Origin of the sequence: Gangjinia marincola (assembly GCF_039523415.1) — a bacterium.
GTDB lineage: Bacteria > Bacteroidota > Bacteroidia > Flavobacteriales > Flavobacteriaceae > Gangjinia > Gangjinia marincola.
The window spans coordinates 33706-55907 of the sequence record NZ_BAAAFG010000016.1; the positions used below are offsets into that span (position 1 = coordinate 33706).

At 38.4% G+C, this 22202-nt stretch carries 22 protein-coding genes; 11 read left to right on the forward strand and 11 right to left on the reverse strand.

Features of this window, described 5'->3' with window-relative positions; translation table 11 throughout:
• The first annotated feature begins 3 nt into the window (after positions 1-3).
• Positions 4-648, forward strand: a complete 645-nt coding sequence (locus tag ABD000_RS11025) for a WbqC family protein (RefSeq protein WP_343767403.1) — start codon at positions 4-6, stop codon at positions 646-648.
• Here ABD000_RS11025 and ABD000_RS11030 read toward each other — a convergent pair.
• From ABD000_RS11030 to ABD000_RS11060, 7 genes are all read right to left on the reverse strand, one after another.
• Complete coding sequence (locus ABD000_RS11030; protein WP_343767405.1) at positions 643-1665, reverse strand: endonuclease/exonuclease/phosphatase family protein; 1023 nt, start codon at positions 1663-1665, stop codon at positions 643-645. The two genes, ABD000_RS11025 and ABD000_RS11030, sit on opposite strands and share 6 nt — an antisense overlap.
• 3 nt (positions 1666-1668) lie before the next feature.
• Positions 1669-2565: a rhomboid family intramembrane serine protease gene (locus ABD000_RS11035; RefSeq protein WP_343767407.1), complete on the reverse strand. Its 897-nt coding sequence runs from the start codon at positions 2563-2565 to the stop codon at positions 1669-1671.
• Positions 2565-3293, reverse strand: a complete 729-nt coding sequence (locus ABD000_RS11040; RefSeq protein ID WP_343767409.1) for a rhomboid family intramembrane serine protease — start codon at positions 3291-3293, stop codon at positions 2565-2567. The genes ABD000_RS11035 and ABD000_RS11040 overlap by 1 nt, the downstream gene beginning before the upstream one ends.
• A gap of 7 nt (positions 3294-3300) precedes the next feature.
• Positions 3301-5169 carry a DNA mismatch repair endonuclease MutL gene (gene mutL / locus ABD000_RS11045; protein WP_343767411.1) on the reverse strand — a complete coding sequence of 623 codons (1869 nt, stop codon included), beginning with the start codon at positions 5167-5169 and terminating at the stop codon, positions 3301-3303.
• A complete protein-coding gene (locus tag ABD000_RS11050; protein WP_343767414.1) occupies positions 5170-5466 on the reverse strand; it encodes a riboflavin synthase subunit beta in 297 nt (98 codons plus the stop codon). It lies immediately after the preceding gene.
• 98 nt (positions 5467-5564) lie between these two features.
• On the reverse strand, positions 5565-6071 hold the full coding sequence (gene ribH / locus ABD000_RS11055; RefSeq protein ID WP_343767416.1) for a 6,7-dimethyl-8-ribityllumazine synthase: 507 nt from the start codon (positions 6069-6071) through the stop codon (positions 5565-5567).
• 2 nt (positions 6072-6073) lie between these two features.
• Positions 6074-6847: a tetratricopeptide repeat protein gene (locus ABD000_RS11060; protein ID WP_343767418.1), complete on the reverse strand. Its 774-nt coding sequence runs from the start codon at positions 6845-6847 to the stop codon at positions 6074-6076.
• A gap of 146 nt (positions 6848-6993) precedes the next feature.
• On the opposite strand from ABD000_RS11060, the gene recF reads away from it, so the two are divergent.
• The 3 genes from recF to ABD000_RS11075 are packed head-to-tail and all read left to right on the forward strand — an operon-like array spanning position 6994 to position 8816.
• Positions 6994-8073 (forward strand): DNA replication/repair protein RecF, encoded by a 1080-nt coding sequence (recF, locus tag ABD000_RS11065; protein ID WP_343768870.1) that lies wholly within the window; start codon positions 6994-6996, stop codon positions 8071-8073.
• Positions 8074-8077: 4 nt separating this feature from the next.
• Positions 8078-8509, forward strand: coding sequence for a lipocalin family protein (locus tag ABD000_RS11070; RefSeq protein ID WP_343767420.1), 432 nt, complete (start codon positions 8078-8080; stop codon positions 8507-8509).
• 10 nt (positions 8510-8519) lie between these two features.
• The gene (locus tag ABD000_RS11075; protein WP_343767422.1) at positions 8520-8816 is read left to right on the forward strand and encodes a DciA family protein; all 297 of its coding nucleotides are present in this window, start codon (positions 8520-8522) and stop codon (positions 8814-8816) included.
• Positions 8817-8866: 50 nt separating this feature from the next.
• Here the strand turns inward: ABD000_RS11075 and ABD000_RS11080 are convergent, their stop codons facing one another.
• The 3 genes from ABD000_RS11080 to ABD000_RS11090 all read right to left on the reverse strand — a co-directional run bounded on the left by ABD000_RS11080 (position 8867) and on the right by ABD000_RS11090 (position 10375).
• Positions 8867-9286 (reverse strand): nucleoside-diphosphate kinase, encoded by a 420-nt coding sequence (locus ABD000_RS11080; protein WP_343767424.1) that lies wholly within the window; start codon positions 9284-9286, stop codon positions 8867-8869.
• A gap of 259 nt (positions 9287-9545) precedes the next feature.
• Positions 9546-9803, reverse strand: coding sequence for an alkaline phosphatase D family protein (locus ABD000_RS11085; RefSeq protein WP_343768873.1), 258 nt, complete (start codon positions 9801-9803; stop codon positions 9546-9548).
• Entirely contained in the window at positions 9797-10375 is a 579-nt protein-coding gene (locus ABD000_RS11090) for an alkaline phosphatase D family protein (protein ID WP_343767426.1), read from the reverse strand. The genes ABD000_RS11085 and ABD000_RS11090 overlap by 7 nt, the downstream gene beginning before the upstream one ends.
• Positions 10376-10445: 70 nt before the next feature.
• Here ABD000_RS11090 and ABD000_RS11095 point away from each other — a divergent pair, with 70 nt between their 5' ends.
• The 3 genes from ABD000_RS11095 to ABD000_RS11105 are packed head-to-tail and all read left to right on the forward strand — an operon-like array spanning position 10446 to position 13141.
• Positions 10446-11462 (forward strand): DHH family phosphoesterase, encoded by a 1017-nt coding sequence (locus ABD000_RS11095; protein WP_343767428.1) that lies wholly within the window; start codon positions 10446-10448, stop codon positions 11460-11462.
• The gene (gene gldI, locus ABD000_RS11100; protein WP_343767430.1) at positions 11459-12013 is read left to right on the forward strand and encodes a gliding motility-associated peptidyl-prolyl isomerase GldI; all 555 of its coding nucleotides are present in this window, start codon (positions 11459-11461) and stop codon (positions 12011-12013) included. The genes ABD000_RS11095 and gldI overlap by 4 nt, the downstream gene beginning before the upstream one ends.
• A gap of 6 nt (positions 12014-12019) precedes the next feature.
• On the forward strand, positions 12020-13141 hold the full coding sequence (locus ABD000_RS11105) for a peptidylprolyl isomerase (RefSeq protein ID WP_343767432.1): 1122 nt from the start codon (positions 12020-12022) through the stop codon (positions 13139-13141).
• Between the two features lie 413 nt (positions 13142-13554).
• On the opposite strand, the gene ABD000_RS11110 is transcribed toward ABD000_RS11105, so the two are convergent.
• On the reverse strand, positions 13555-15015 hold the full coding sequence (locus ABD000_RS11110; protein WP_343767434.1) for an aminoacyl-histidine dipeptidase: 1461 nt from the start codon (positions 15013-15015) through the stop codon (positions 13555-13557).
• 66 nt (positions 15016-15081) lie between these two features.
• Between ABD000_RS11110 and ABD000_RS11115 the strand changes: the two genes are divergently transcribed.
• From ABD000_RS11115 to ABD000_RS11130, 4 genes are all read left to right on the forward strand, one after another.
• On the forward strand, positions 15082-16146 hold the full coding sequence (locus ABD000_RS11115; protein WP_343767437.1) for a DUF3810 domain-containing protein: 1065 nt from the start codon (positions 15082-15084) through the stop codon (positions 16144-16146).
• Between the two features lie 63 nt (positions 16147-16209).
• Positions 16210-19203, forward strand: coding sequence for an amidohydrolase family protein (locus ABD000_RS11120; RefSeq protein ID WP_343767439.1), 2994 nt, complete (start codon positions 16210-16212; stop codon positions 19201-19203).
• 10 nt (positions 19204-19213) lie between these two features.
• Complete coding sequence (locus ABD000_RS11125; RefSeq protein WP_343767443.1) at positions 19214-20527, forward strand: amidohydrolase family protein; 1314 nt, start codon at positions 19214-19216, stop codon at positions 20525-20527.
• A gap of 170 nt (positions 20528-20697) precedes the next feature.
• On the forward strand, positions 20698-22191 hold the full coding sequence (locus ABD000_RS11130) for an ATP-dependent nuclease (protein ID WP_343767445.1): 1494 nt from the start codon (positions 20698-20700) through the stop codon (positions 22189-22191).
• Positions 22192-22202: the final 11 nt, after the last annotated feature.

The window sequence follows — 22202 nt, forward strand, 5'->3', positions numbered from 1 at the left end:
GTTATGAAGCCACTTCTCCACCTCTGCTATTTTGGAAGCATAGCACAATACGCCGTGATCGCAAAGACTTGTATGGATGGTGATGATAATGCCGAAATCTTTTTTGAACGAGAAGACAACTATCAAAAGCAGACCTATCGTAATCGTCAATACATTTATGGTGCTAACGGAAAGTTACTGCTTAACATTCCCATCCTTCATCCAAAGAAGGGCGAAAAGAAAGTCTATAAACACGTTGAGATTGATCCCAATGAAAACTGGCGAAGCCTTCATTTAAAATCCATTGAAAGCGCATATCAATCTTCTCCTTTTTTTGAATTTTACTACGATAACATCCAGTCTACATTATCAGCATCGATAAAATCGCTTTATGAGTTTAACGTAACTTGTACTAAAGTGGTTTTAGATTCCTTAGAATTATTTCCCGCCATAAACTTCACAAACTCATATAAAATTTATCTTGACGATCAGGACGATTTTCGTTATTTAGTAAATGCTAAGGCAACATTGCACGCTAATTTTCCTAAGTATACTCAGGTATTTGATGATAAGCACGGCTTTATTCCTAATCTATCTATTTTGGATTTGCTTTTTAATGAAGGGCCGGCCAGTTTGAGATATTTGTACCAGGTGGGTAATAGCTTATAAACGAATGCGGGTAGAAACAGGAAAATGATCTGATAGTTCAATATCATAATTAGAAAATCCTGAAATAGAAATTTCCTCATCTACAAAGATCATATCAATCCGCAATGGGATAAAGTCAAAATTAAATGTTCTGCCTAAGCCCGTTCCCGCTTCTTTGAATGCATCCTTTAGCCCGGTGTTGCTCAATTGCCGATAAACATAAGAATAAGCAGTATTGTTCAAATCAACACACACAACCTTTCGGTGGGAAACCGCCTCTAAAGCAGAAGTTAATTTTTTAGTTTGGCCCTGTTGTAATTTAAAAGCGTTGGACATTCTAGTTAGTAAAATATCACGCTGCTCTTCCTGCTGTAAATCACTTACACGGGGATTAATTTTCAATGATTCTAAATGTACATTAAAAATACGTAATGTATCCTTTTTGATGACCACATCTGCATAAATCGCATTATTCATACTTCCTTCAAAGTCAAGCGAACCTTTACTAACAATTGGGTATTTTGAAAAAATAGCCTGCCCTGTTTTTCCTTCTTTAAGTCTTGGTTCGATATAGGCATAAGAGAAATCCTTAAATCGTTCATTACCTTGATCATAATACTCTTGCACGCATAGAATATCAGGAGATTCTGCAGCAATAAATGCCGCAATTCTATTCGAAACATTTACGGTTTTCATCCATTCATACCGGTTAAAGTTTCGAACGTTAAAACTCATTACACTAATCGAATCCGCCGTTTGCGACTCCTCTTCGGCATATTGATACAAAGAAGTTAAATGATTTAAGCCGAAAAGTAATACGATTAAAGAAAGTAGTAATTGTTTTTTAAACCGAATTGCCCAAAACAATAAGAAAAAAATATTGATAATGATTAAAAAGGGAACTCCTAAGCTCAAAATCGCCAGCGCCGGAAAAGTAGTTGGTGGGATAAAAGGCAGCAGGTACGCAAGTAATAGCGCGGCCGCAAAGAGACTGTTTAAAAAGAATATGATCTTATCGATAAAAGATAGTTTCTTCAAAGCTTACGAATCCTTACCGGCGTTAAATAAAAAATCTTTTTCTTTTTTTGAAAGGCTGTCATAGCCACTTTTACTAATCTTATCTAAAATAGCATCAATCTTTTGTTGTTGCTCGCTGGCCGAACTGTTCTTAACAGACGAAGTTCGTTTGGTGGAATTCTTCTGGGTACGATGAACAGTTTTGAGCGGTGATTTTTTCTTAAATGTAAATAAATTGACGACCGAATCTACCAACTTTTCAAAACCTGTTCCAATATCCTTTCCTTTTTGCAATTGTGAGGTATAAAAGTATCCTAAAAAAGCACCTCCTAAATGAGCGATATGACCCCCTGCATTTCCTAACGGAATTTGAATCACATCCAATACGACCAACACCGCTGTAATATACCATAGTTTAAGATTTCCAAAAATAAAAAGCCTCACAGGCATATTTGGTACATAGGTGGTAATTCCTACTAAGACGGCCATCACGCCGGCAGAAGCACCTAGAAGATATGAATTACCCAATTGAGTAAAGGCTGGAAACAAATTATAACTAAGTAAATACAGCAATCCTCCAACGATAGCACCTAAAAAATAATAATTCAAAAGTCGCTTACCGTTGTAGTAGGTATGAAATATCTTGCCTGCAAAATAGAGCACAATCACATTAGAGAGCAGGTGAAAAAAACCTTGATGTAAGAAAGCATAAGTAATGATCGACCATGGCTGAACAATAAATTCCATGGGTTCTTTAGGTAAAACAAACCACTCCATGATGAATTCTGTTGGAAACTGAAACAGATAACCAACCACATTGATCACCTTAAAGAACACAAAAACAACCACATTTGCAATAATGAGCTTCTCTGCCATTGTTGCTACAGTATATTTATATCGGGCTTTTTGTTTCCAATCCATTAGTCCCACCTGTTTTTATTAAACTCATTTCGTTTCCAGTACCATACCATCAAAAACCCAACCAACGCTCCACCTAAATGCGCCCAATGCGCAATATTAAGTGGGGAACCTGTTATACCGAAAAATAAGTCGATGCATAACAATCCAGGAATGAAATATTTAGCTTTAATAGGTACCGGCAAAAAGATCAGCATCAGCTCCACATTGGGAAACAACATCCCAAAACCTACAAGAACACCATACACTGCACCAGAAGCTCCCAACATAGGCGATCGGTAAATAGAAGCTATACCATCTATTGCATCCTGGGAGACATCAAAACCACCAGACGTTCTACCTGTGGTAAGCAATTCATTAATATTTTGAGGTGTTAGACCTGAATCAACTAGTGTGGCGAAAAAACTTTGATAACGAAAATAATCGATGCCAATATGCAAAGCAACCGCCCCTAAGCCGGCACTTATATAAAAAAATAAAAACCTCTGCGGTCCCCATTTCATTTCTAGAGCACTACCAAACGCCCATAACCCATACATATTAAATAAAATATGACCAAAGCCGCCATGCATAAACATATGAGTAAGAATTTGCCACACTTGAAAGTTTTCATTTTCTGGAAACCACATGGCAAATAGTCTAATAGCCATGTCGCCCAGTGTCATAGAACCAATAAAAAAGATCACGTTGATGATTAGGAGTACTTTAACCGTTTCGGTAATTCTCGCCATAAAAATTCTAAAATTTACGCTCCAGCTGCTCTGCCGTTAACGTTATAAATATTTGTTTATTTGATGGGGTCGTGAGTGTTTCTTTACAAGCAAACAATCGATTAACAAGCTGCAACTGTTCCTCTTGTGCTAACAATGTACCATTTCTCACCGCCATACTGTCTGCCAAGGATCTTGCCAATAAATCAGTTTGTTCAAAACCAGCATCAGGGACCTCCTGTTGAAAGTCTGAAAGTAACTTCTCCAGTAATATTGGCACTTCACCCTCGGTTAACATGGTTGGAATTCCTTTTACTTCTACCTGCTCGTTGGCTATTTCTCCAAATAGAAATCCTGTTTGCTCTAACATAGGTTTCAATTCAACAATTAAGCCTATCTCATTTCCCGAAAAAGGTAAAGAAAGTGGAAATAATAATTGCTGACTTGCGCCGGTAGAAACCGTAATATTTTTTAGTAATTCTTCATATAAAATCCTGGTGTGAGCACGATGCTGATCAATCACTAACATTCCGTTTTTGACGGTGGTAACGATAAATTTTCGTTGTAATTGAAAAACGGTCGCTTCAGGTGCAGGTGCAGTGTTTTTTGTAAAAATACTACTGTTGACCTCCTCTGTCTCAAACGTTACGGTAGAAGCTTCTGTTTGCTGTTCTTGCTTTTCAGCTTGAATTCCGCTATACAAGGCATCCCAGGTAGGCTCACGTTTATCGTGTTTAAATCCTGTTGACGTTTTAGACGATACATTAACCTTTACCCCACCATTATCTTCAGCAAATGGATTAAAAGTGTGATCTACCTCAATAACGGGAGCGATAACATGCTTATTCTTGTATTGATAAGGAACTTCCATACCAGCATCACGATCAAAGTCAAGTACAGGAGCTACGTTAAATTGACCTAGGCTGTGTTTGATTGTACTTCGCAACATCGCGTAAAGAGCGTGTTCATCGTCAAATTTGATTTCGGTTTTAGTGGGATGAATATTAATGTCGATTCGTTGAGGATCCACGCTGAGATATAGAAAATACCTGGGATGCACTTTATCATTGAGCAGTCCCTCAAATGCAGCAGAAACAGCATGATTGAGGTACGGGCTTTTTATAAAGCGGTCATTGACAAAGAAAAATTGTTCGCCACGGGTTCGTTTAGCAAATTCTGGTTTTCCAACAAAACCCTTAATTTTCACTACATCGGTCTCCTCTTCAACGGGAACCAGCTTTTCATTCGTTTTTATCCCAAAAACATTCACAATACGTTGTCGCTGATTGGATGCAGGCAACCTAAATACCTCATTCCCATTGTGCAGCATGGTGAAAGAAATTTCGGGATGGGCCAGCGCCACTCTATGAAACTCGTCAATAATATGGCGTGTTTCAACAGCATCAGACTTTAAAAAGTTTCTTCGGGCAGGAATATTAAAAAAAAGATTTTTTACACTCAGGACAGTACCTTTAGGAGTGACACATACTTCTTGAGAAATTACTTTACTACCTTCGATAGTGATACATGTTCCCGTCTCTTCGTTTTCCTGTTTGGTCTTAAGTTCCACATGGGCCACAGCTGCGATGGATGCAAGGGCTTCACCTCTAAATCCTTTAGACTGTATTTTAAACAAATCTTCAGCCTGATTAATTTTTGAGGTAGCATGGCGCTCAAACGCCATCCTGGCATCTGTTTCACTCAGACCTTTACCGTTATCAATCACTTGGATCAATACTTTACCTGCCTCTTTAATGAGTAATTTAATAGTAGTTGCACCTGCATCAATAGCATTTTCAAGTAATTCTTTAACGACAGAAGACGGACGCTGTACAACCTCTCCCGCTGCTATTTGATTCGCAACGTGATCTGGTAAGAGCTTGATGATATCACTCATTTATCGCGGCGTAGAGAAGATGGATAAATCAAAATCGATGAGCCACAAGAATAAGAATACGAGAATAAGAACAACGTAAAGTATGGTTTTATTGACTCTGCGATCGGCGGGCTGTTTAAGTTCCTCAAAGGCTGCTTGCGCTTTGTTTTTTAGTCCACGAGGACCATTTACCGTTTTGCGGTAAGGATCAAATTTGTGCTCAATCTCAAATGGACTACCCTCTTTGTCACTTTTGTAGTATCGCGGAGTGTAACTAAACTTATTATTACCCCTGGTTTTAAAAACATTACCCAACATCGCCTTTTTCTTTAGTTATGTAAAGATAATGAAAATCATGTTTAATGCCGAACCTTAATCCTGCAAATACTCAAGTGAAAATAGTTTGAAATGACCTACTAGTCTTTGTAGAATTTTGCGTCTTTGCGCAGCTGTGCCATCTTTATGGCTGCTATAGCAGCTTCAGTACCTTTATTTCCATACTTTCCTCCACTACGATCAATGGACTGTTGCTTTGTATTATCTGTAAGTACACAAAATATTACGGGGATATCTTGTTGTAAATTTAGGTCTTTAATTCCTTGAGTTACTCCTTCGCAGACAAAGTCAAAGTGTTTGGTTTCACCTTGAATAACGCTTCCTACAGCGATGATAGCGTCCAGCATTTCAAAACTTTCGGTCAACTTCTTACAGCCATAAATCAATTCAAAACTGCCCGGTACATTCCACCGTACAATATTTTCTTTAAGAACTCCATTATCTATAAATGCATCAAATGCACCTTGAAAAAGACCTTGAGTGATGTCTTCATTCCACTCTGAAACAACAATCCCAAACTTGAAGTTTTTCGCGTTTGGGATTGTTTCTTTATCGTATTGTGATAAGTTTTTATTGGCAGTAGCCATAATTATTTATTCATCGCCTGTGCCATTCCTAAATAAACGGCTGACTGGCGGGTTTCATCTGCATTAGGATATTCTTTTTCAAGACGCTCTAGATAGTTAAGTGCCTGGTCTGCTTTCTTTAAATCGAGTGCTGTGATCGCTGCCTTAAGTAAGTACCTAGGCGTGGTGAATTCGTTTGACCTCATCTCTAATGCCGCAATGTAATATTCCAGTGCTTGTTCAGGTTGATCCAATTGCATGAATGCATCTCCAATGGCCCCTTGAGCTAGCGGACCTAGAATTTGGTCATCTCCTTGAAATTGATCCAGCTGATCAATTGCTTCTTGATATTTTGCAGTGTTCAAGAAGGACATCCCAGCATAGTAATGCGCTAAATTTGCTGCTTTAGTGCCGCTATATTCCTCGGTAATATCCAGGAAGCCAAACTTCCCCTCTCCTCCATTTAGCGCTAAATTAAAAAGAGAATCTTTCTCGGTCGCAGCCGCTTCAAGCGCATTTCCAAAGTAATCCTGAGACTGTGCCATTTCATTTGCTGCTTCTAATTCCTTAGGTTCCTGAATAAAATTTTGATACCCTAAGTAACCTAAAACCGCTAAAGCGACTAAACCTACAAAACCTAAAATGTAGTTTTGATTTTTGGCGATGAAAGCTTCAGTTTTATTGGCAGACTCATCAAGCGTGCTAAAAACTTCAGCCGTTGTTGACTGTTCTTCAACTACTTCTTCGGTTTCTTTTTTCGATTTCGGTTTATATCCTCTGCGTTTATACGTGGCCATATATCATTTAATTGGTGCGCAAAAATAAAATTTTTATTGGTATTTAAAAGAGAAAATATTGCTTATTTTTCAATACTTTGCATCAAATATAAGAGAAGTATTTGATCTAACTTTTCTTGATGCAGTTTTCTGATTTTCAATTTTTTATGTTTCTCAAACGACTCTCCTTAATTCAATATAAAAACCTTGCTTCAACTTCTTTTGAATTTGACCAAAAGATTAATTGCCTTGTAGGTAACAATGGCGTAGGAAAAACAAATGTATTAGATAGTATTTATCACCTTGCATTTGGAAAAAGTTATTTTAATCCTATTACTGGTCAAAATATCATGCACGATACAGAATTTTTTGTGTTAGACGGGGTGTTTGAAAAAGAAGAACGTGATGAAAAAGTTATAGTAAGTGCAAAACGCGGACAAAAAAAAATCATAAAAAGAAATGGAAAAGAATATGATAAATTAAGTGATCATGTGGGATTTATTCCTCTAGTCATTATCTCCCCTGCAGATCGTGACCTGATTATTGAAGGCAGTGATACCCGCCGAAAGTTCTTGAATAATGTGATTTCGCAAAGTGATAAAGACTATCTTAACCAAGTAATCACTTACACTAAAATTTTATCGCAACGCAATTCACTGTTGAAATACTTTGCTGCCAATAAAACGTTTGATCGGGATACCTTGAGTATTTACAATGACCAAATGATTGATTTAGGAAATAAGATTCATCAAAAACGTGAACATTTTTTAAAGAAATTTACACCTATTTTTAAGTCGCGATATGAATCTATTAGCAGTGGTTCTGAAGAGGTTAACCTTACCTATAAAAGTCAATTAAATGAAGAATCCCTAGAACATTTATTTGAACAAAACCTGCAAAAGGACATGGCTATGCAATATACCTCTATAGGAGTCCATAAAGATGATCTGGTAATGTTCATTAACGATTATCCTGTGAAAAAATTTGGTTCTCAGGGGCAACAAAAGTCGTTTTTAATCGCTTTGAAATTAGCACAATACGATTTCATTAAGGAGCAAAGCGGCGTTAATCCTATTTTGCTACTAGACGATATTTTTGATAAATTAGATGAACATCGCGTCGCTAAGATTGTAGATCTGGTCACTACAGATCAATTAGGACAATTATTTATAAGTGATACACATGCAGAACGGACTGAACGTGTTGTCAAAGAAACCTCGCAGAGTTATCACATCTTTAAAATGTAATCACATGAAAAAAATAACCAATTCCATCCTGTGGTGCCTTTTGATGGTGATCATGACTCAATGTAAACAAAATATTTCTCTCGCTGACGCGGAAGACCTAAATGGATACTGGCAAATAGAGAAGGTAGAGTTTACCGATGGTACGGTTAAAGAATTTAGAGCCAACCCAACGGTGGACTATATTTTTATCGAAGGTGATCAAGGTATACGTAAAAAAGTTCGTCCGCAATTTGACGGCACATTTACAACCAGTGACTCGCAAGAGAATATCACGATTACTAAAGAGGGTGAATCCTTAGTCCTAATTTATGAAACAGATATGGATCGCTGGAAGGAAAATTTACTTGCATTGGAGGCGGAAGAATTCCGTATTCAAAATGAAGAAGGAGTTATTTATACGTATAAGAAATTTGAGCCAATTAATATAAATAATTAAGCTGTTTTTGATGACAAAGAGAACTAATGACCACCAATCTATTAAAGATGTCCTAAAGAGCTTCGTAACAGAAAACAAGCTTGAGAAGGGGTTGGATAAAGTTCATGTGGCTGAGGCATGGCAAAAACAAATGGGTCCAGCGATTCAAAAATATACTCACGTTATACGATTAGAACGCCAAACGCTTTATGTTTCGCTTACTTCATCAGTGCTGCGTGAAGAATTGAGTTACGGAAAAGAAAAAATCATACGGTTGATCAATGAAGAGATTGGAAAAGAAGTAATTAAGAAATTGGTGCTTAAATAAAAAAGCCGAATTCTTTTGAATCGGCTTTAATATGGTAATTAGTGTATGCTTTAGAACATCTCTCTTCCTGAAAAGTGAAACGCTCCCTCAATAGCAGCATTATCATCACTATCACTTCCATGAACAGCGTTCTCTCCTATAGAGGCAGCATATAATTTGCGAATAGTACCTTCAGCAGCATCTTCAGGATTTGTTGCACCAATTAAAGTTCTAAAGTCTTCTACTGCATTATCTTTTTCAAGGATAGCAGCAACGATAGGACCACGGGTCATATATTCTACCAGTTCTGGAAAGAAAGGGCGCTCTTTGTGGATTTCGTAGAATGTTTCAGCATCATTTTTTGTCATGTGCGTTAACTTCATCGCCACAATTCTAAATCCAGCCGAATTGATTTTTTCTAATATTGCCCCAATGTGTCCTTTTTCAACAGCATCAGGCTTAAGCATTGTAAATGTTCTATTGCCTGCCATAATTATCTTTTTTGAGTTTATCTAAGCGGCTGCAAAAATAATCATTTCTTCACAGTAGACGTTACGGAATAGTCAATTTTTAAATTTTCGAATACAATATTCTCTAATCCCCTCATCTCAAATTCAACCTGCATCGTTTTTAGATTAATATACATCATACCAAAACTAGGTGAAGTAACTAATTTTCCCACTCTAAAAGGGTTGGATTCCTCTTTATCACCACTATAGGAATGCGTCAAACCACTTGAGGTGAAATCAATCAATGGAAAGGAATAGCCGGAGAGGTTTTTTTTGAAAATTCTGATAAATGTCGATCACCACTTAAGACGACCACGGGATGATCTGGTATTTTAGTTAGTAATGCATAAAATCGCTCTTGTTCATGAGGAAAATTCCCCCAGGTTTCCCACCCATGTTCATTGGATAGTAATTGAATGCTTGTCATTACAACGCTCATCAAAGCTGTAGTATTTTTGAGCTGCGTTTCAAGCCAACTCCACTGCTTTTCTCCTAATATAGTCCCTTCTCCGTCCTCATGACCAAATAGCGCTTTTTACCTTTTCCTTTCTTCTTGTTTTTGCGTAAAGGTGATCTAAAATATCGTGTGTCCAGCATGATTATTTGTACAGTTCCATAGGGAGTCAAAATAGTTTCGGCATGATACACCCCTTCTCTATCTCTTCGGGGATCATTCTTAGGCACATCATAAAAGTCTAAAAAGAGTTGCTGACTTTCCTTTTTCATTTTAAATTCTCTCCCTGCATCGTTTTTTCCGTAGTCATGATCATCCCAGGTACCTAGTACGGGAACCTCATTTTTTAATCGTTGATATCCGGGATTTGACGATTGTCGATCATATTTTGCTTTTAGAAGCTCCATATCTTTCGTATCCCCGTAAATATTATCACCACCCCAGATAAAAACATCGGGTTGCAGTTCAATAATTTCATCCCAAAAAGGTTGCTCCCTATCTTGTTTATTACAACTGCCTAGCGCCAAAGTAAGAATCGAATCTTTTGTCTGAATAGTTTGTTGAGCATTTAGCGTCAACATAAACATACCTAGAATACTAAGAAGTGCTGTTTTCATAATAGCAAGATGCAATAATTTCTAATATTCTATTTTACGTCATCTTTAAATAATTGTATTTTTGACACCTATGACTGCATCTGATATTGCTGAAATCAAGCAACTCCTTCAAACTCCCAAAAAAATTGCTATAATTCCGCACAAAAACCCAGATGGAGACGCTATGGGATCTACACTTGCATTATACCAATACCTCATACAAAAAAATCACGATGCTGTAGTTGTTTCTCCTAACGACTACCCAGATTTTCTCAAGTGGCTACCCTTTGAAAATAAAGTTATTAATGCGGAAAAGGATACCGAAAGTGCTGAAAAGATTATCAAGGAAGCAGACCTCATTTTCACCCTTGACTTTAATCATCTTTCCAGAGTAGCAAATTTGCAGAACGCACTTGAAAAAGCCGAAGCTACCTTTATTATGATTGATCATCATCAATCACCAGATGATTATGCTTCTTATACATACAGCGATGTATCCATGAGTTCCACCTGCCAAATGGTGTATCATTTTTTAGACTTTTTAGGAGATACAGCAATGATTACTAAAGAAATGGCAACTTGTATCTATACGGGTATTGTGACCGATACAGGATCGTTTAGATTTGCCTCTACAACCAGTACGACCCATCACGTCGTTGCCAGTTTATTGGATCGTGGTGCCGAAAACGCTACGATTCATCAAAAGATTTACAACACAAACTCAAAAAGCAGGTTACAACTATTAGGTGTTGCTTTGAATAACTTAGTGGTCAAAAAAGATTATCATACCGCATATATCTCCCTTTCGCAGGAAGAGCTAAATCAACATGATTTCAAAAAAGGAGATACCGAAGGCTTCGTTAATTATGGTTTATCGCTTAAAGGAATTAAATTTGCATTGATTTTTATAGAGAATAAAGACGAGGGGATAATCAAGATCTCTTTACGCTCAATTGGAGATTTTGATGTCAATTCCTTCGCCAGAACTCACTTTAGTGGTGGTGGACATACTAATGCCGCAGGTGGAAAAAGTGATCTCTCACTCACCAAAACTATCTTGGCGTTTGAAAAGATCCTACCTCATTACAAAAAAGAATTGACCTCATGAAAAATCTAATGTATATTCTCTTGATCACTGTAGGAATGGTTGCTTGTAAGCCTCAAGAAGCGCGACGACCTGTTTCAAATTCTTCTGGTACGTTTATCGACCAATCTATTGATCGCAACATAAAGCAAGTAGCTTTTGAAGAAAAGCTCATTGAAGACATCATCGCAAAAGATACCGCCAACCAATACATTGCTTCAAAAAACGGATTTTGGTATTATTATGTAGCAAAAGATATGGCAAAATCTACCCTACCACAGGTGGGAGACCAATTGGTTTTTGACTACAAAGTAGACCGGCTGGATGGAACACCAATCTATACCGTAGATGAAGTTTCTCCAAAAAGTTACGTAATGGATAAAGAAGAGATTTTTACCGGCTTGCGGATAGGACTTAAACTCATGAAAACTGGGGAAACTGTAACTTTTTTATTTCCTTCGCATCTTGGATTTGGATATTACGGTGATAAAAACAAGATTGGCACTAATTATCCGTTAAAAACAACAGTTAGTTTGACCACCTTAAAAAAAGAAAACGACTCAATAATAAATTAAATAACCATGAAAAAAATATCAATTATCATAGCCGCTATAGTAGTTACAGTATTCTCTGCCTGCAAAGAAGTATATCCTGATTTGTCAGACGGTCTATATGCCGAAATCGAAACAAATAAAGGAACTTTTGTAGGCGAGTTATTCTATAAAGCTACTCCACTTACGGTAGCAAACTTTGTTTCACTAGCCGAAGGTTCTAACACCTTTGTTGACAGTACCTATTTAGGCAAAAACTTCTATGATGGGATTAGCTTTCATCGTGTGATCAAAGATTTTATGATTCAGGGAGGTGATCCAATGGGAACTGGTTCTGGAGGACCCGGATATAAGTTTGAAGATGAAATTGTGGATTCATTACAGCATGATGGAAAAGGATATTTTTCTATGGCTAATTCTGGACCGGCAACTAACGGAAGTCAGTTTTTTGTTACGCTCAAAGAAACCCCTTGGCTCAATGGTAAACATACTGTTTTTGGAAAAGTAGTAAAAGGTCAGGAAGTGGTAGATAGTATTGGTGCTGTAGAAACTGTTAAGCCCGGAGATAAACCAGTAAATCCTGTAACCATAAATACCGTTACAATCATACGAAAAGGGAAAGAAGCCAAAGACTTTGATGCTCCAAAAATATTTGAAAATATAATGGAAGAAGCCGAAGTAGCTAAAGCAGAAGCCGAAAAAAAAGCACAACAAGCCATTGAAGAAACTAAAGTGCGTCTAGCAGATCTTAAAGAAAAAGCAGAAGAAATGCCGAGTGGTTTGAAGATTTATCGTATCAAAGATGTAGATGGAGAACAACCGAAAAGTACAGATAAAGTATCTCTTGATTATGCAGGCTATTTTGAAGACGGTAAAATTTTTGACACTAACATGATAGAAGTTGCAAAAAACTATGGTAAAGAAAATATAATTCGTCCGTCGTTAGATGCTTACAAACCTATTCAAACGACCTACAGTGCAGATGCCCCAATGATTCCGGGATTTAAGGAAGCTATGCTGAACATGCAGGTCGGTGATCGATGGGTTGTCTTTATTCCGACAGAACTTGCCTGGGGTGAGCGCGGCTCAAGAGGCACCATACCACCTAATGCAGATGTAGTATTTGACATGGAAATCGTTGGTATCAATTAAATCCTTACATGCCTTAGTAAAAAGCGCCGCATAAGAATGCGGCGCTTTTTTTATGCTTAATTCTGAAAACATCTCCTTAAGCCTCATTAGTAAAAGGGAACAGATTCTCTAAAACCATCATATTATCATACTTTTTATAATTACTCGAGTAAGCTCACTTTAGAGGGGAAAGAATAGTTGTAAACTATTCAGGGGAGTTTAAAAAATCTTACTTACTAACACAAAACACCTCCCTAGCCCTCCTTATTAGGAGGGAATTTGCATTCCACTAACTTGACGGCTTGCAAGGTTTCCAAAACCTTGTAGGTCCTTTGATTTATACCTCCAAGGTCAAAAAAAGATCTTACAGGATTATTTAAGAATGTGCTTTCTCTCCGCCAGCCGGCAAATCGAAATGACCCAAACAGTCGTATTTATTTCTTCGGGATTTCCTTTAAAATCTCCTGTACAAAGGTCCAGAACTTTTGAACCGAAGAAATGCTCACCCGCTCATCGGGTGAGTGAGCCCCGCGAATGGTAGGACCAAATGAAATCATGTCTAAGTTTGGATAATGCTCACCAATGATTCCGCACTCCAATCCGGCATGACAAGCGCCAACATGAGGTTCTTCTCCATCATTCAGCTGAACATATAATCGCTTAACTACGTCTAGAATTGCAGAATCTGTGTTTGGCGCCCACCCCGGATAATCTCCGCTAAACTTTACCTGATATCCCGCCAACTCAAAAATCGCTTGAAGACCTTCTGCAACTTGCCATTTGGTTGAATCAACTGAGGATCTTGTTAAGCAGGCGATCTCTAAAGTTCCATTTTTAAGAGTTACACGCGCCACATTGTTAGATGCTTCGACTAAATCTTCAATCGTAGGACTCATTCTAAAGACGCCATTATGAGCGGCATGCAGAGCTTGGATAAATTTTCCGGAGTCTGATATACTCATCGCTTTATCAGCAGCTTCCGTGCTAAGCAATGCTATCTTTAAGTTAGGCTCTATGGCATTAAACTCCACTTGAACAGCAGACTTTAATTCCTCAAACTCACCTTGAAATTCATTGTTGGCTTCCGCCGAAAGGCAGAAAGTCACTACAGCTTCACGCGGAATAGCGTTTCTTAGGCTACCCCCCTTAAAAGAAATTAACCGGATGCCATGCTTAATTCCTATGTTTAGAAAACGTGCCGCCAGCTTATTAGCGTTCCCAAGACCTTTATGAATATCCATCCCAGAGTGTCCCCCTTGAAGTCCTTTAATAGATAAAGTAAAAAAGGTATCGTCCGAAGCTGTTTTTTCTTCTTTGTAAGCGTGAGTTACTGTTACGTCTACTCCACCGGCACAACCAATGTCAATATGATCATCTTCTTCTGTATCTAGGTTTAATAAGATGCTTCCACTTAAAATTGATTCATCCAGTTCCTTTGCTCCGGTCATTCCCGTCTCTTCGTCAATAGTAAAAAGGGCTTCGATGGCCGGGTGAGGCAGGTCTTTACTCTCCAATACAGCCATAATAGTAGCTACACCTAATCCATTATCTGCTCCCAGCGTCGTTCCTTTTGCTCTCACCCAATCCTCATCCACATACATTTGTATTCCTTCACGATCAAAATCAAAGGTGGTATCGTTATTTTTTTGATGCACCATATCTAAATGGGATTGCATCACCACGGTCTGGCGATCTTCCATACCCGATGTGGCTGGTTTTTTGATAATAATATTTCCAATGTTATCTTCTAAGGTCTCCAGTCCCGATGACTTACCAAAGGTCTTCATAAATTGGCGTACGCGCTCTTCTTTTTTTGATGGACGCGGAACTGCATTTAGATCAGCAAAATTTTTCCAAATAGACTTAGGTGAAAGTGATCGAACTTCTTGGCTCATAAAAATTTTTTTTCCAAAGATATCTGTAAAATCTGTAGATTAAAACAAACATTGTATTTTTGATCAATGCCCAAAAAACGTACGATTGCATTCGCTTTGTTTCTGCCTGTCCAATGGGGTATCATTCAGGGATTAAAAACCTCTCCACAATTTGTAGAGGAGTATTACAGCAATGGCGTTTATCCCTATATCTCCATGACAGAACGTTTCTTATTTGGATGGTTACCTTTTTCTTTTGGGGATTTACTCTACACGGTATTAGGGATTTTATTAATTCGGTGGATGTGGTTACGTATCAAAAATAAATTTAAACAACCTAAACGTTGGATCACCAGCAGTCTTGCTACTCTATCGATTATTTACTTCTGCTTTCACCTATTTTGGGGCTTTAATTACTACCGCCAACCTTTGCATACTATTTTGAGTCTTGAGCGTGATTATACCACAGAAAAATTAAGAGAATACACCACTACGCTCATACAAAAAGCAAACGCGCTTCATCTTCAGTTGACTCAAAATGACTCCCTAAAGGTAGTGATGCCCTATTCTAAGCATGAATTGCGCCAATTGGCCATTGCTGCTGCAAAACAAAATGATGATAAGATTCCGTTGACCTATACCCAACCCAGTGTAAAATCTTCGGTCTATAGCATTCCCTTAACCTATATGGGATTTAACGGCTATCTCAATCCATTAACCAATGAGGCACAGGTAAATTATTTGATGCCTTCTTACAAACACCCCACCACAACCAGTCATGAAATTGGACACCAGCTGGGATTTGCTAAGGAAAATGAGGCGAATTTTATCGCTTGCCTAAATAGTATGGTGCATGAGAATGAATATTTTAGATACTCCGGTTACACGTTTGCGCTTAGATATTGCTTAGCCGAATTATACCGACGTGAACCTGAGGACACCGAAGAGCTTATTGACCGGGTCAATTATGGAATCAGACTTAATTACGATGAAGTACGCCAATTTTGGCTGGCCTATCAAAACCCTATGGAACCCGTATTTGAGGCATTTTATGGGCAATTTCTCAAGGTAAATAATCAACCCCAGGGCATGCAAAGCTACAGCTATGTTGTAGCATTACTTGTAAACTACGGGTTAGAAAAGTTTGAATAAACGACCGTTCAAACCTAAAAAAGATGCTATATTTAACATCTTTCAATCAATTAAACCTTTCACATGCTACGAAACGTACTTTCAGCAGCGCTATTATTTTTTGGGATTGTTGCTTCTGCTCAAGAATACTTTCCTAAAAATGACGGCGTTAAAGCTTCGCAAACCGTATATACGGTGTTTAAAAATGTCTCGATACATACCACTCCCGGTAAAACCATTAAAAATGGGATGCTACTTATTAAAGATGGTAAGGTAGTAGATGTAGGGAAATCTTTTTCAGTTCCTAAAAATGCCATGAGTGTGGACTTAGCGGGAAAAGAAATTTACCCTTCTTTCGTAGATATCTACTCTCACTTTGGTATTGAAAAACCAAAAAGTGAAGGTGGAAGTCCTTTTGGCGGAAATCCTCAATACGGCTCCTCACGCGAAGGTTATTACTGGAATGACCATATAAGACCTACCAACGACCCATTAGAAGAATTTAAATTTGATAAAAAATCGGCCGATGCGATGATCAAAGCCGGCTTTGGTGCCGTCGTTACTCACGTACCAGATGGTATCGTTCGCGGTACGGGGATGGTGGTAGCACTTAATGAAAAAGGGAACAACGGTGATCGCATTTTGAAAACAAATGTTGCACAGTACAACTCATTTCAAAAAAGTGCCCGTTCAAAGCAATTGTATCCTACATCTCGCATGGGAGCCATGGCGCTTTTACGTCAATTAAATCATGATGCCACATGGTATGCAGGGGGTAATGCTGAAAACAAGGACTTAACACTAGAGGCGTACAATAAAAATAAATCCCTACCGCAGATTTTTGATGCCGGCGGACTTTTAGACGACATGCGGGCTGATAAAGTGGGGGATCAATTTGGCATTCAATATATCATTGTAGGTGGCGGTGATGAGTATCAACGTATTAAAGATATCAAAGCGACCGGGGCTACTTATATTCTGCCAATCGACTTTCAGGAAACTTATGATGTGTCTGACCCGTACCTCACCGATTATGTTAGTCTGGAGGATATGAAACACTGGCAACAAGGCCCTACTAATCCGGCGATGTTTGCTAAAAATGAGATTCCATTTGTTTTAACCACGAATGGCTTAAAATCACCCAAAGAGTTTAAAGGTAATCTAATGAAAGCCGTTAAACACGGGTTGAGTAAAGAGGATGCCTTAGCAGCACTTACTACTGTCCCTGCTCAACTAATTGGTATGCAAAACAGTTTAGGTACTCTTAAAAAAGGTGCTCTGGCAAACTTCATGATTACCAGTGGTGATTTATTTGAAAAAGACACAAAAGTATATGAACATTGGGTACAAGGCAATAAAACGGTTATCACCGATATGAATGCGGTTGATCTTACCGGAAAGTATACCTTAAACGTACAAGGGCAACAATACGATCTCGCGATCACCGGTGATGCGTCTAAGCCAAAGGCGGAAGTAACTCAAGGTGATTTAAAATTAGGAGGTAAGGTAAGCCTAAACAATGACTGGATGAATCTGGTGATGACATCTGCAGATACCACCAAAAAAGAGTTTGTTCGCTTAATTGCTAAAATTCCTGCAAACCCGAAGAATTTTTCAGGAAAAGCAGTACTACCCAATGGCACAGAAACTTCTTTTACAGCCACTCAAAAACCGGAAGAAGACAAAGAGAAAGATGACGAAAAGAAAAAGAAGGATGAGAAGAAGCTAGACATGCTTCCGATCACCTATCCCAACAATGCCTATGGATATGAGAAGCTTCCGCAGCAGCAGGATATGCTTTTTAAGAATGTAACAGTATGGACCAATGAAGCCGAAGGAATTTTAGAACAAACCGACGTGTTAGTAAAGGACGGTAAAATTGCGAAAATTGGTAAAAATCTTTCCGCAGGAAGAGCTACGGTCATTGATGGAACCGGAAAACATCTCACCCCGGGAATAGTGGATGAACATTCGCATATCGCGGCATCTGCTATAAATGAAGCAGGACATAACAACACCGCGGAAGTGCGCATGAAGGATGTTGTTGACCCTACAGATGTAGATATTTACCGCAACCTGGCCGGAGGAGTGACCTCCATTCAATTATTACATGGATCTGCTAATCCCGTTGGTGGACGCTCAGCCATATTGAAATTAAAGTGGGGATCCTCTGCTGAAGAGATGATCAATAAGGATGCACCCGGCTTCATCAAGTTTGCTTTAGGTGAGAATGTAAAGCAAGCCAACTGGAACAGTTATTCACGTTTTCCACAAACTCGTATGGGTGTAGAGCAGGTATTTGTTGATGCTTTTACCAGAGCTAAGGAGTACGAAGCGAAAAAGGCGACGGGCAACTACCGCATGGATGAGGAGCTTGAAACCATGTTAGAGATCATTAACAGCGAACGCTTTGTAAGTTGTCATTCTTATGTACAAAGTGAAATTAATATGCTCATGAAAGTGGCTGAACGTTTCGGCTTTAATATCAATACGTTTACCCACATTTTAGAAGGATATAAAGTAGCCGATAAAATGGCAGCGCATGGAGCCGGTGGTTCTACCTTTAGCGATTGGTGGGCATACAAATATGAGGTTAAAGATGCCATTCCGTACAACGCAGCCATCATGCACAACGCTGGCGTGGTGACCGCAATTAATAGTGATGATGCCGAAATGAGCCGAAGACTCAATCAAGAAGCTGCCAAATCAGTTAAGTACGGCGGAATAAGCGAAGAAGATGCCCTCAAGTTTGTTACGCTAAACCCTGCAAAATTACTTCATATTGATGATAAGGTGGGTAGTGTAAAGGTGGGTAAAGATGCAGATCTGGTCTTATGGAGCGGCCACCCGCTGCATGTCGCGACTAAAGCCGAAAAAACAGTGATCGAAGGAAAGCTTTATTTTGACATTGAGAATGATGCTAAGCAACGCGCTAAGATCAAACAGCAACGCAATCAACTCATTGCGGCCATGTTACAAGAGAAAAACGCCGGACTCAAAACCGTACCGGTAAAAGGAAAAGATAAAATGCGTTTTCACTGTGATAGCGTAGAAACTCATGATGTATTTAAAAAATAAAATTTTTACGATGAAAACACGTATCTATATACTAGTTCAAGTAGTGATGTTTTGTGGTTTGGTGTCTTTTGCACAGCAAACTCCGGCACCTAAGCAAATTCAAGCGGTAACCATCATGAATGCTACGGCTCATATTGGCAATGGCGAAGTGATTGAGAACAGCATTATCATGTTTGAAAACGGAAAAATTAGCTTTATTGGCGATGCCACCACGGTTAAAATTGAAGCCAAAGGAGAAATCATAAATGCTGCCGGTAAGCACGTTTACCCAGGGATCATTGCTCCTAATTCAACCTTAGGATTAGTAGAAATTGGCGCGGTGCGTCAAACAAATGATGATGGTGAAATTGGTGGCGTCATCCCGCATGTAAGGGGATTGATTGCCTATAATTCAGAATCTCAAGTGGTCGAAAGTATGCGCCCTAACGGGGTGTTGATTGGTCAAATAACCCCGCGTGACGGCGTAGTTGCAGGAACCTCTTCTATTGTTCAGTTTGATGCCTGGAACTGGGAAGATGCTGTGATCAAAGAAGATGACGGCATTCACCTAAACTGGCCCAATAGCGTAACCAGAGGTCGTTGGTGGATGGGTGAAGATCCTGGGTATAAAGCCAATGATAAATACAAAGAACGCATCGCGACCATTGAGCAGGTTTTCAAGACTGCTAAAGCCTATTTAGCAGGTTCGCGTTCTGAAAAAGATTTGCAGTTTGAAGCGATGGCAGGATTGTTTGATAAAAGTCAAAAACTATACGTGAATGTAAGCGGTGAGCGCGAAATTTTAGATGCGATTGCCTTTAAAAAGGAATATGATGTGGATATGGTAGTCATTGGGGGCTATGATGCACACAAAGTGGCTGATCAGCTTAAGGCGAATAATATTCCTGTATTGTTGAAACGTGTACATACGACTCCGCAACGCGACGATGAAGATTATGACTTACCCTACAAACTTGCTAAAATGTTGGTTGATAAAGGAGTGTTGGTGGCGTTACAAAATGCGGGACAAATGGAACGTGCCAATGCCCGTAACCTACCTTTTCAGGCCGGGCAAACCATGAGTACAGGACTGACAGCAGAGCAGGCATTAATGTTGATTACCAGTAATCCTGCTAAAATCTTAGGCATTGATGATCGATTAGGAACTTTGGAGAAAGGTAAGGATGCTACTCTATTTATTTCAGAAGGGAATGCATTGGACATGCGAACCAATCAGCTCACCAGAGCTTTTATTGAAGGAAGAGATATTAGTTTAGAAACCCATCAAACCACGCTGGCTAAGCGATATAGTGATAAATACGAAGGGCAGAAGAAGGAGAAGTGATGAGTTGATGAGTTTATGAGTTTATGAGTTTATGAGTTTATGAACGTAATACTTTTAACGTACAAATAAGTTGGCGCGGATTTAAATTCAAGACGGTCTCAATATGAGATTAATCAAATTATAACTTTAGAATATCTTCAGATGTTTTGAAAATTTATTAAGATCGGAATATGGCATTTCAAAGTGAGATAAGGCAGAGTCTAATAAATCGATTGACCGAAAAAGTTAACGGCAGGAATTATGGTAAATACTTAAATAAGGTACGTCTAAATCCTATACGTGGTTTCAAAGATGAAACTATAACCTTTGATTTTCCCGTTACCGCTATTATAGGTCCTAACGGAGGTGGAAAAACTAGTGTACTGGGAGCTGCAGGTTGCGCGTATATTTCTGTTAGACCTGGTCGATTTTTTGCTAAAAGTGGAAGATTTGATGATAGCATGCAAAACTGGAAAATTAATTATGAATTAATAGATAGAAGTATTAACCCTAATGATTCCATAAATAGAAGAGCAAAATTTACAAATTTTAAATGGACTAGGGATCGAATCTCCAGAAATGTGGCCTTGTTTGGTGTATCTAGAACTGTACCTGCAAATGAAAGAAAAGAATTTAGTAAATGCGCCTCTGGTAGATTTCATGTAACGGAAGATAGAATATTTCAACTTGAACAAAATGTTATTGATGCCGCACAGAAAATTCTTGGTAAAGATTTAAACAATTATACTAGAATTAATGTTGATGACAATGGTAAGGTTACTTTATTAACGGGATCAACAAATGAAGGTGTTCAATTTTCTGAATTTCACTTTGGTGCTGGAGAATCCAGTATTATAAAAATGGTTCTGAAAATAGAATCTTTACCCGATAATTCTCTCATTCTAATAGAAGAAATAGAAAATGGTCTCCATCCGATAGCGACAATCAGAATGGTCGAATATCTCATCGATGTAGCCTCTAGAAAAAGTTCACAGGCAATTTTTACAACCCATAGTAATGATGCTCTCTTACCTCTTCCCTCTAAGGCTATATGGTCTGCGACCAATAATAAGTTTTTCCAAGGTAAATTAGACGTAAAGTCATTGAGAGCGATAACGGGACAAGTAGATGCGAAATTAGCAATATTCGTAGAGGATGATTTTGCCAAGATGTGGGTGGAATCTTGTATCGCAAGTGATTCAGAAATTAATTATGAAGAGGTTCAAGTGCACAAGATGGAAGGTGATGGCATTGCCAAATCAGTAAATAAATACCATAATATGAATCCAACCACAGGAAATAGCTCAATTTGCATTCTTGATGGTGATTCTCAACAAAACGATTCAGAAGAAGAAAAAGTATATAAACTCCCAGGTGAATCACCAGAAGCATATATTTTTGATGAAGTATTGGAAAATATCAATTCCGAAACAGACTCAATGATAGGAGAGCTTACTATAGCGCTTCACAGAAAGTTTGAAGATCAAGAAGAGGTAAAATCAATAATTAATCACGTAAGATTAACCAATAGAGATTATCATTTACTTTTTAGTCAAATTGGTAAAAAGCTTGGTTTTATTTCAGAAATAGTAGTAAAAAGCGCTTTTCTCAATATATGGAAAACTCAGTATCCAGATCAAGTGCAATTAATAAACTCATTTATAAAAAAAACCTGGATTAGGTGATTTCTAATAGA

Coding starts and splice junctions, on each gene's coding strand:
- ABD000_RS11090 (WP_343767426.1), bottom strand. CDS start 10,375: ATGAAAACAGCACTTCTTAGTATTCTAGGTATGTTTATGTTGACGCTA.
- gldI (WP_343767430.1), top strand. CDS start 11,459: ATGAAAAATCTAATGTATATTCTCTTGATCACTGTAGGAATGGTTGCT.
- ABD000_RS11125 (WP_343767443.1), top strand. CDS start 19,214: ATGAAAACACGTATCTATATACTAGTTCAAGTAGTGATGTTTTGTGGT.
- ABD000_RS11080 (WP_343767424.1), bottom strand. CDS start 9,286: ATGGCAGGCAATAGAACATTTACAATGCTTAAGCCTGATGCTGTTGAA.
- ribH (WP_343767416.1), bottom strand. CDS start 6,071: ATGGCTACTGCCAATAAAAACTTATCACAATACGATAAAGAAACAATC.
- ABD000_RS11095 (WP_343767428.1), top strand. CDS start 10,446: ATGACTGCATCTGATATTGCTGAAATCAAGCAACTCCTTCAAACTCCC.
- ABD000_RS11120 (WP_343767439.1), top strand. CDS start 16,210: ATGCTACGAAACGTACTTTCAGCAGCGCTATTATTTTTTGGGATTGTT.
- ABD000_RS11115 (WP_343767437.1), top strand. CDS start 15,082: ATGCCCAAAAAACGTACGATTGCATTCGCTTTGTTTCTGCCTGTCCAA.
- ABD000_RS11025 (WP_343767403.1), top strand. CDS start 4: ATGAAGCCACTTCTCCACCTCTGCTATTTTGGAAGCATAGCACAATAC.
- recF (WP_343768870.1), top strand. CDS start 6,994: ATGTTTCTCAAACGACTCTCCTTAATTCAATATAAAAACCTTGCTTCA.
- mutL (WP_343767411.1), bottom strand. CDS start 5,169: ATGAGTGATATCATCAAGCTCTTACCAGATCACGTTGCGAATCAAATA.
- ABD000_RS11060 (WP_343767418.1), bottom strand. CDS start 6,847: ATGGCCACGTATAAACGCAGAGGATATAAACCGAAATCGAAAAAAGAA.
- ABD000_RS11040 (WP_343767409.1), bottom strand. CDS start 3,293: ATGGCGAGAATTACCGAAACGGTTAAAGTACTCCTAATCATCAACGTG.
- ABD000_RS11070 (WP_343767420.1), top strand. CDS start 8,078: ATGAAAAAAATAACCAATTCCATCCTGTGGTGCCTTTTGATGGTGATC.
- ABD000_RS11075 (WP_343767422.1), top strand. CDS start 8,520: ATGACAAAGAGAACTAATGACCACCAATCTATTAAAGATGTCCTAAAG.
- ABD000_RS11105 (WP_343767432.1), top strand. CDS start 12,020: ATGAAAAAAATATCAATTATCATAGCCGCTATAGTAGTTACAGTATTC.
- ABD000_RS11110 (WP_343767434.1), bottom strand. CDS start 15,015: ATGAGCCAAGAAGTTCGATCACTTTCACCTAAGTCTATTTGGAAAAAT.
- ABD000_RS11050 (WP_343767414.1), bottom strand. CDS start 5,466: ATGTTGGGTAATGTTTTTAAAACCAGGGGTAATAATAAGTTTAGTTAC.
- ABD000_RS11035 (WP_343767407.1), bottom strand. CDS start 2,565: ATGGATTGGAAACAAAAAGCCCGATATAAATATACTGTAGCAACAATG.
- ABD000_RS11130 (WP_343767445.1), top strand. CDS start 20,698: ATGGCATTTCAAAGTGAGATAAGGCAGAGTCTAATAAATCGATTGACC.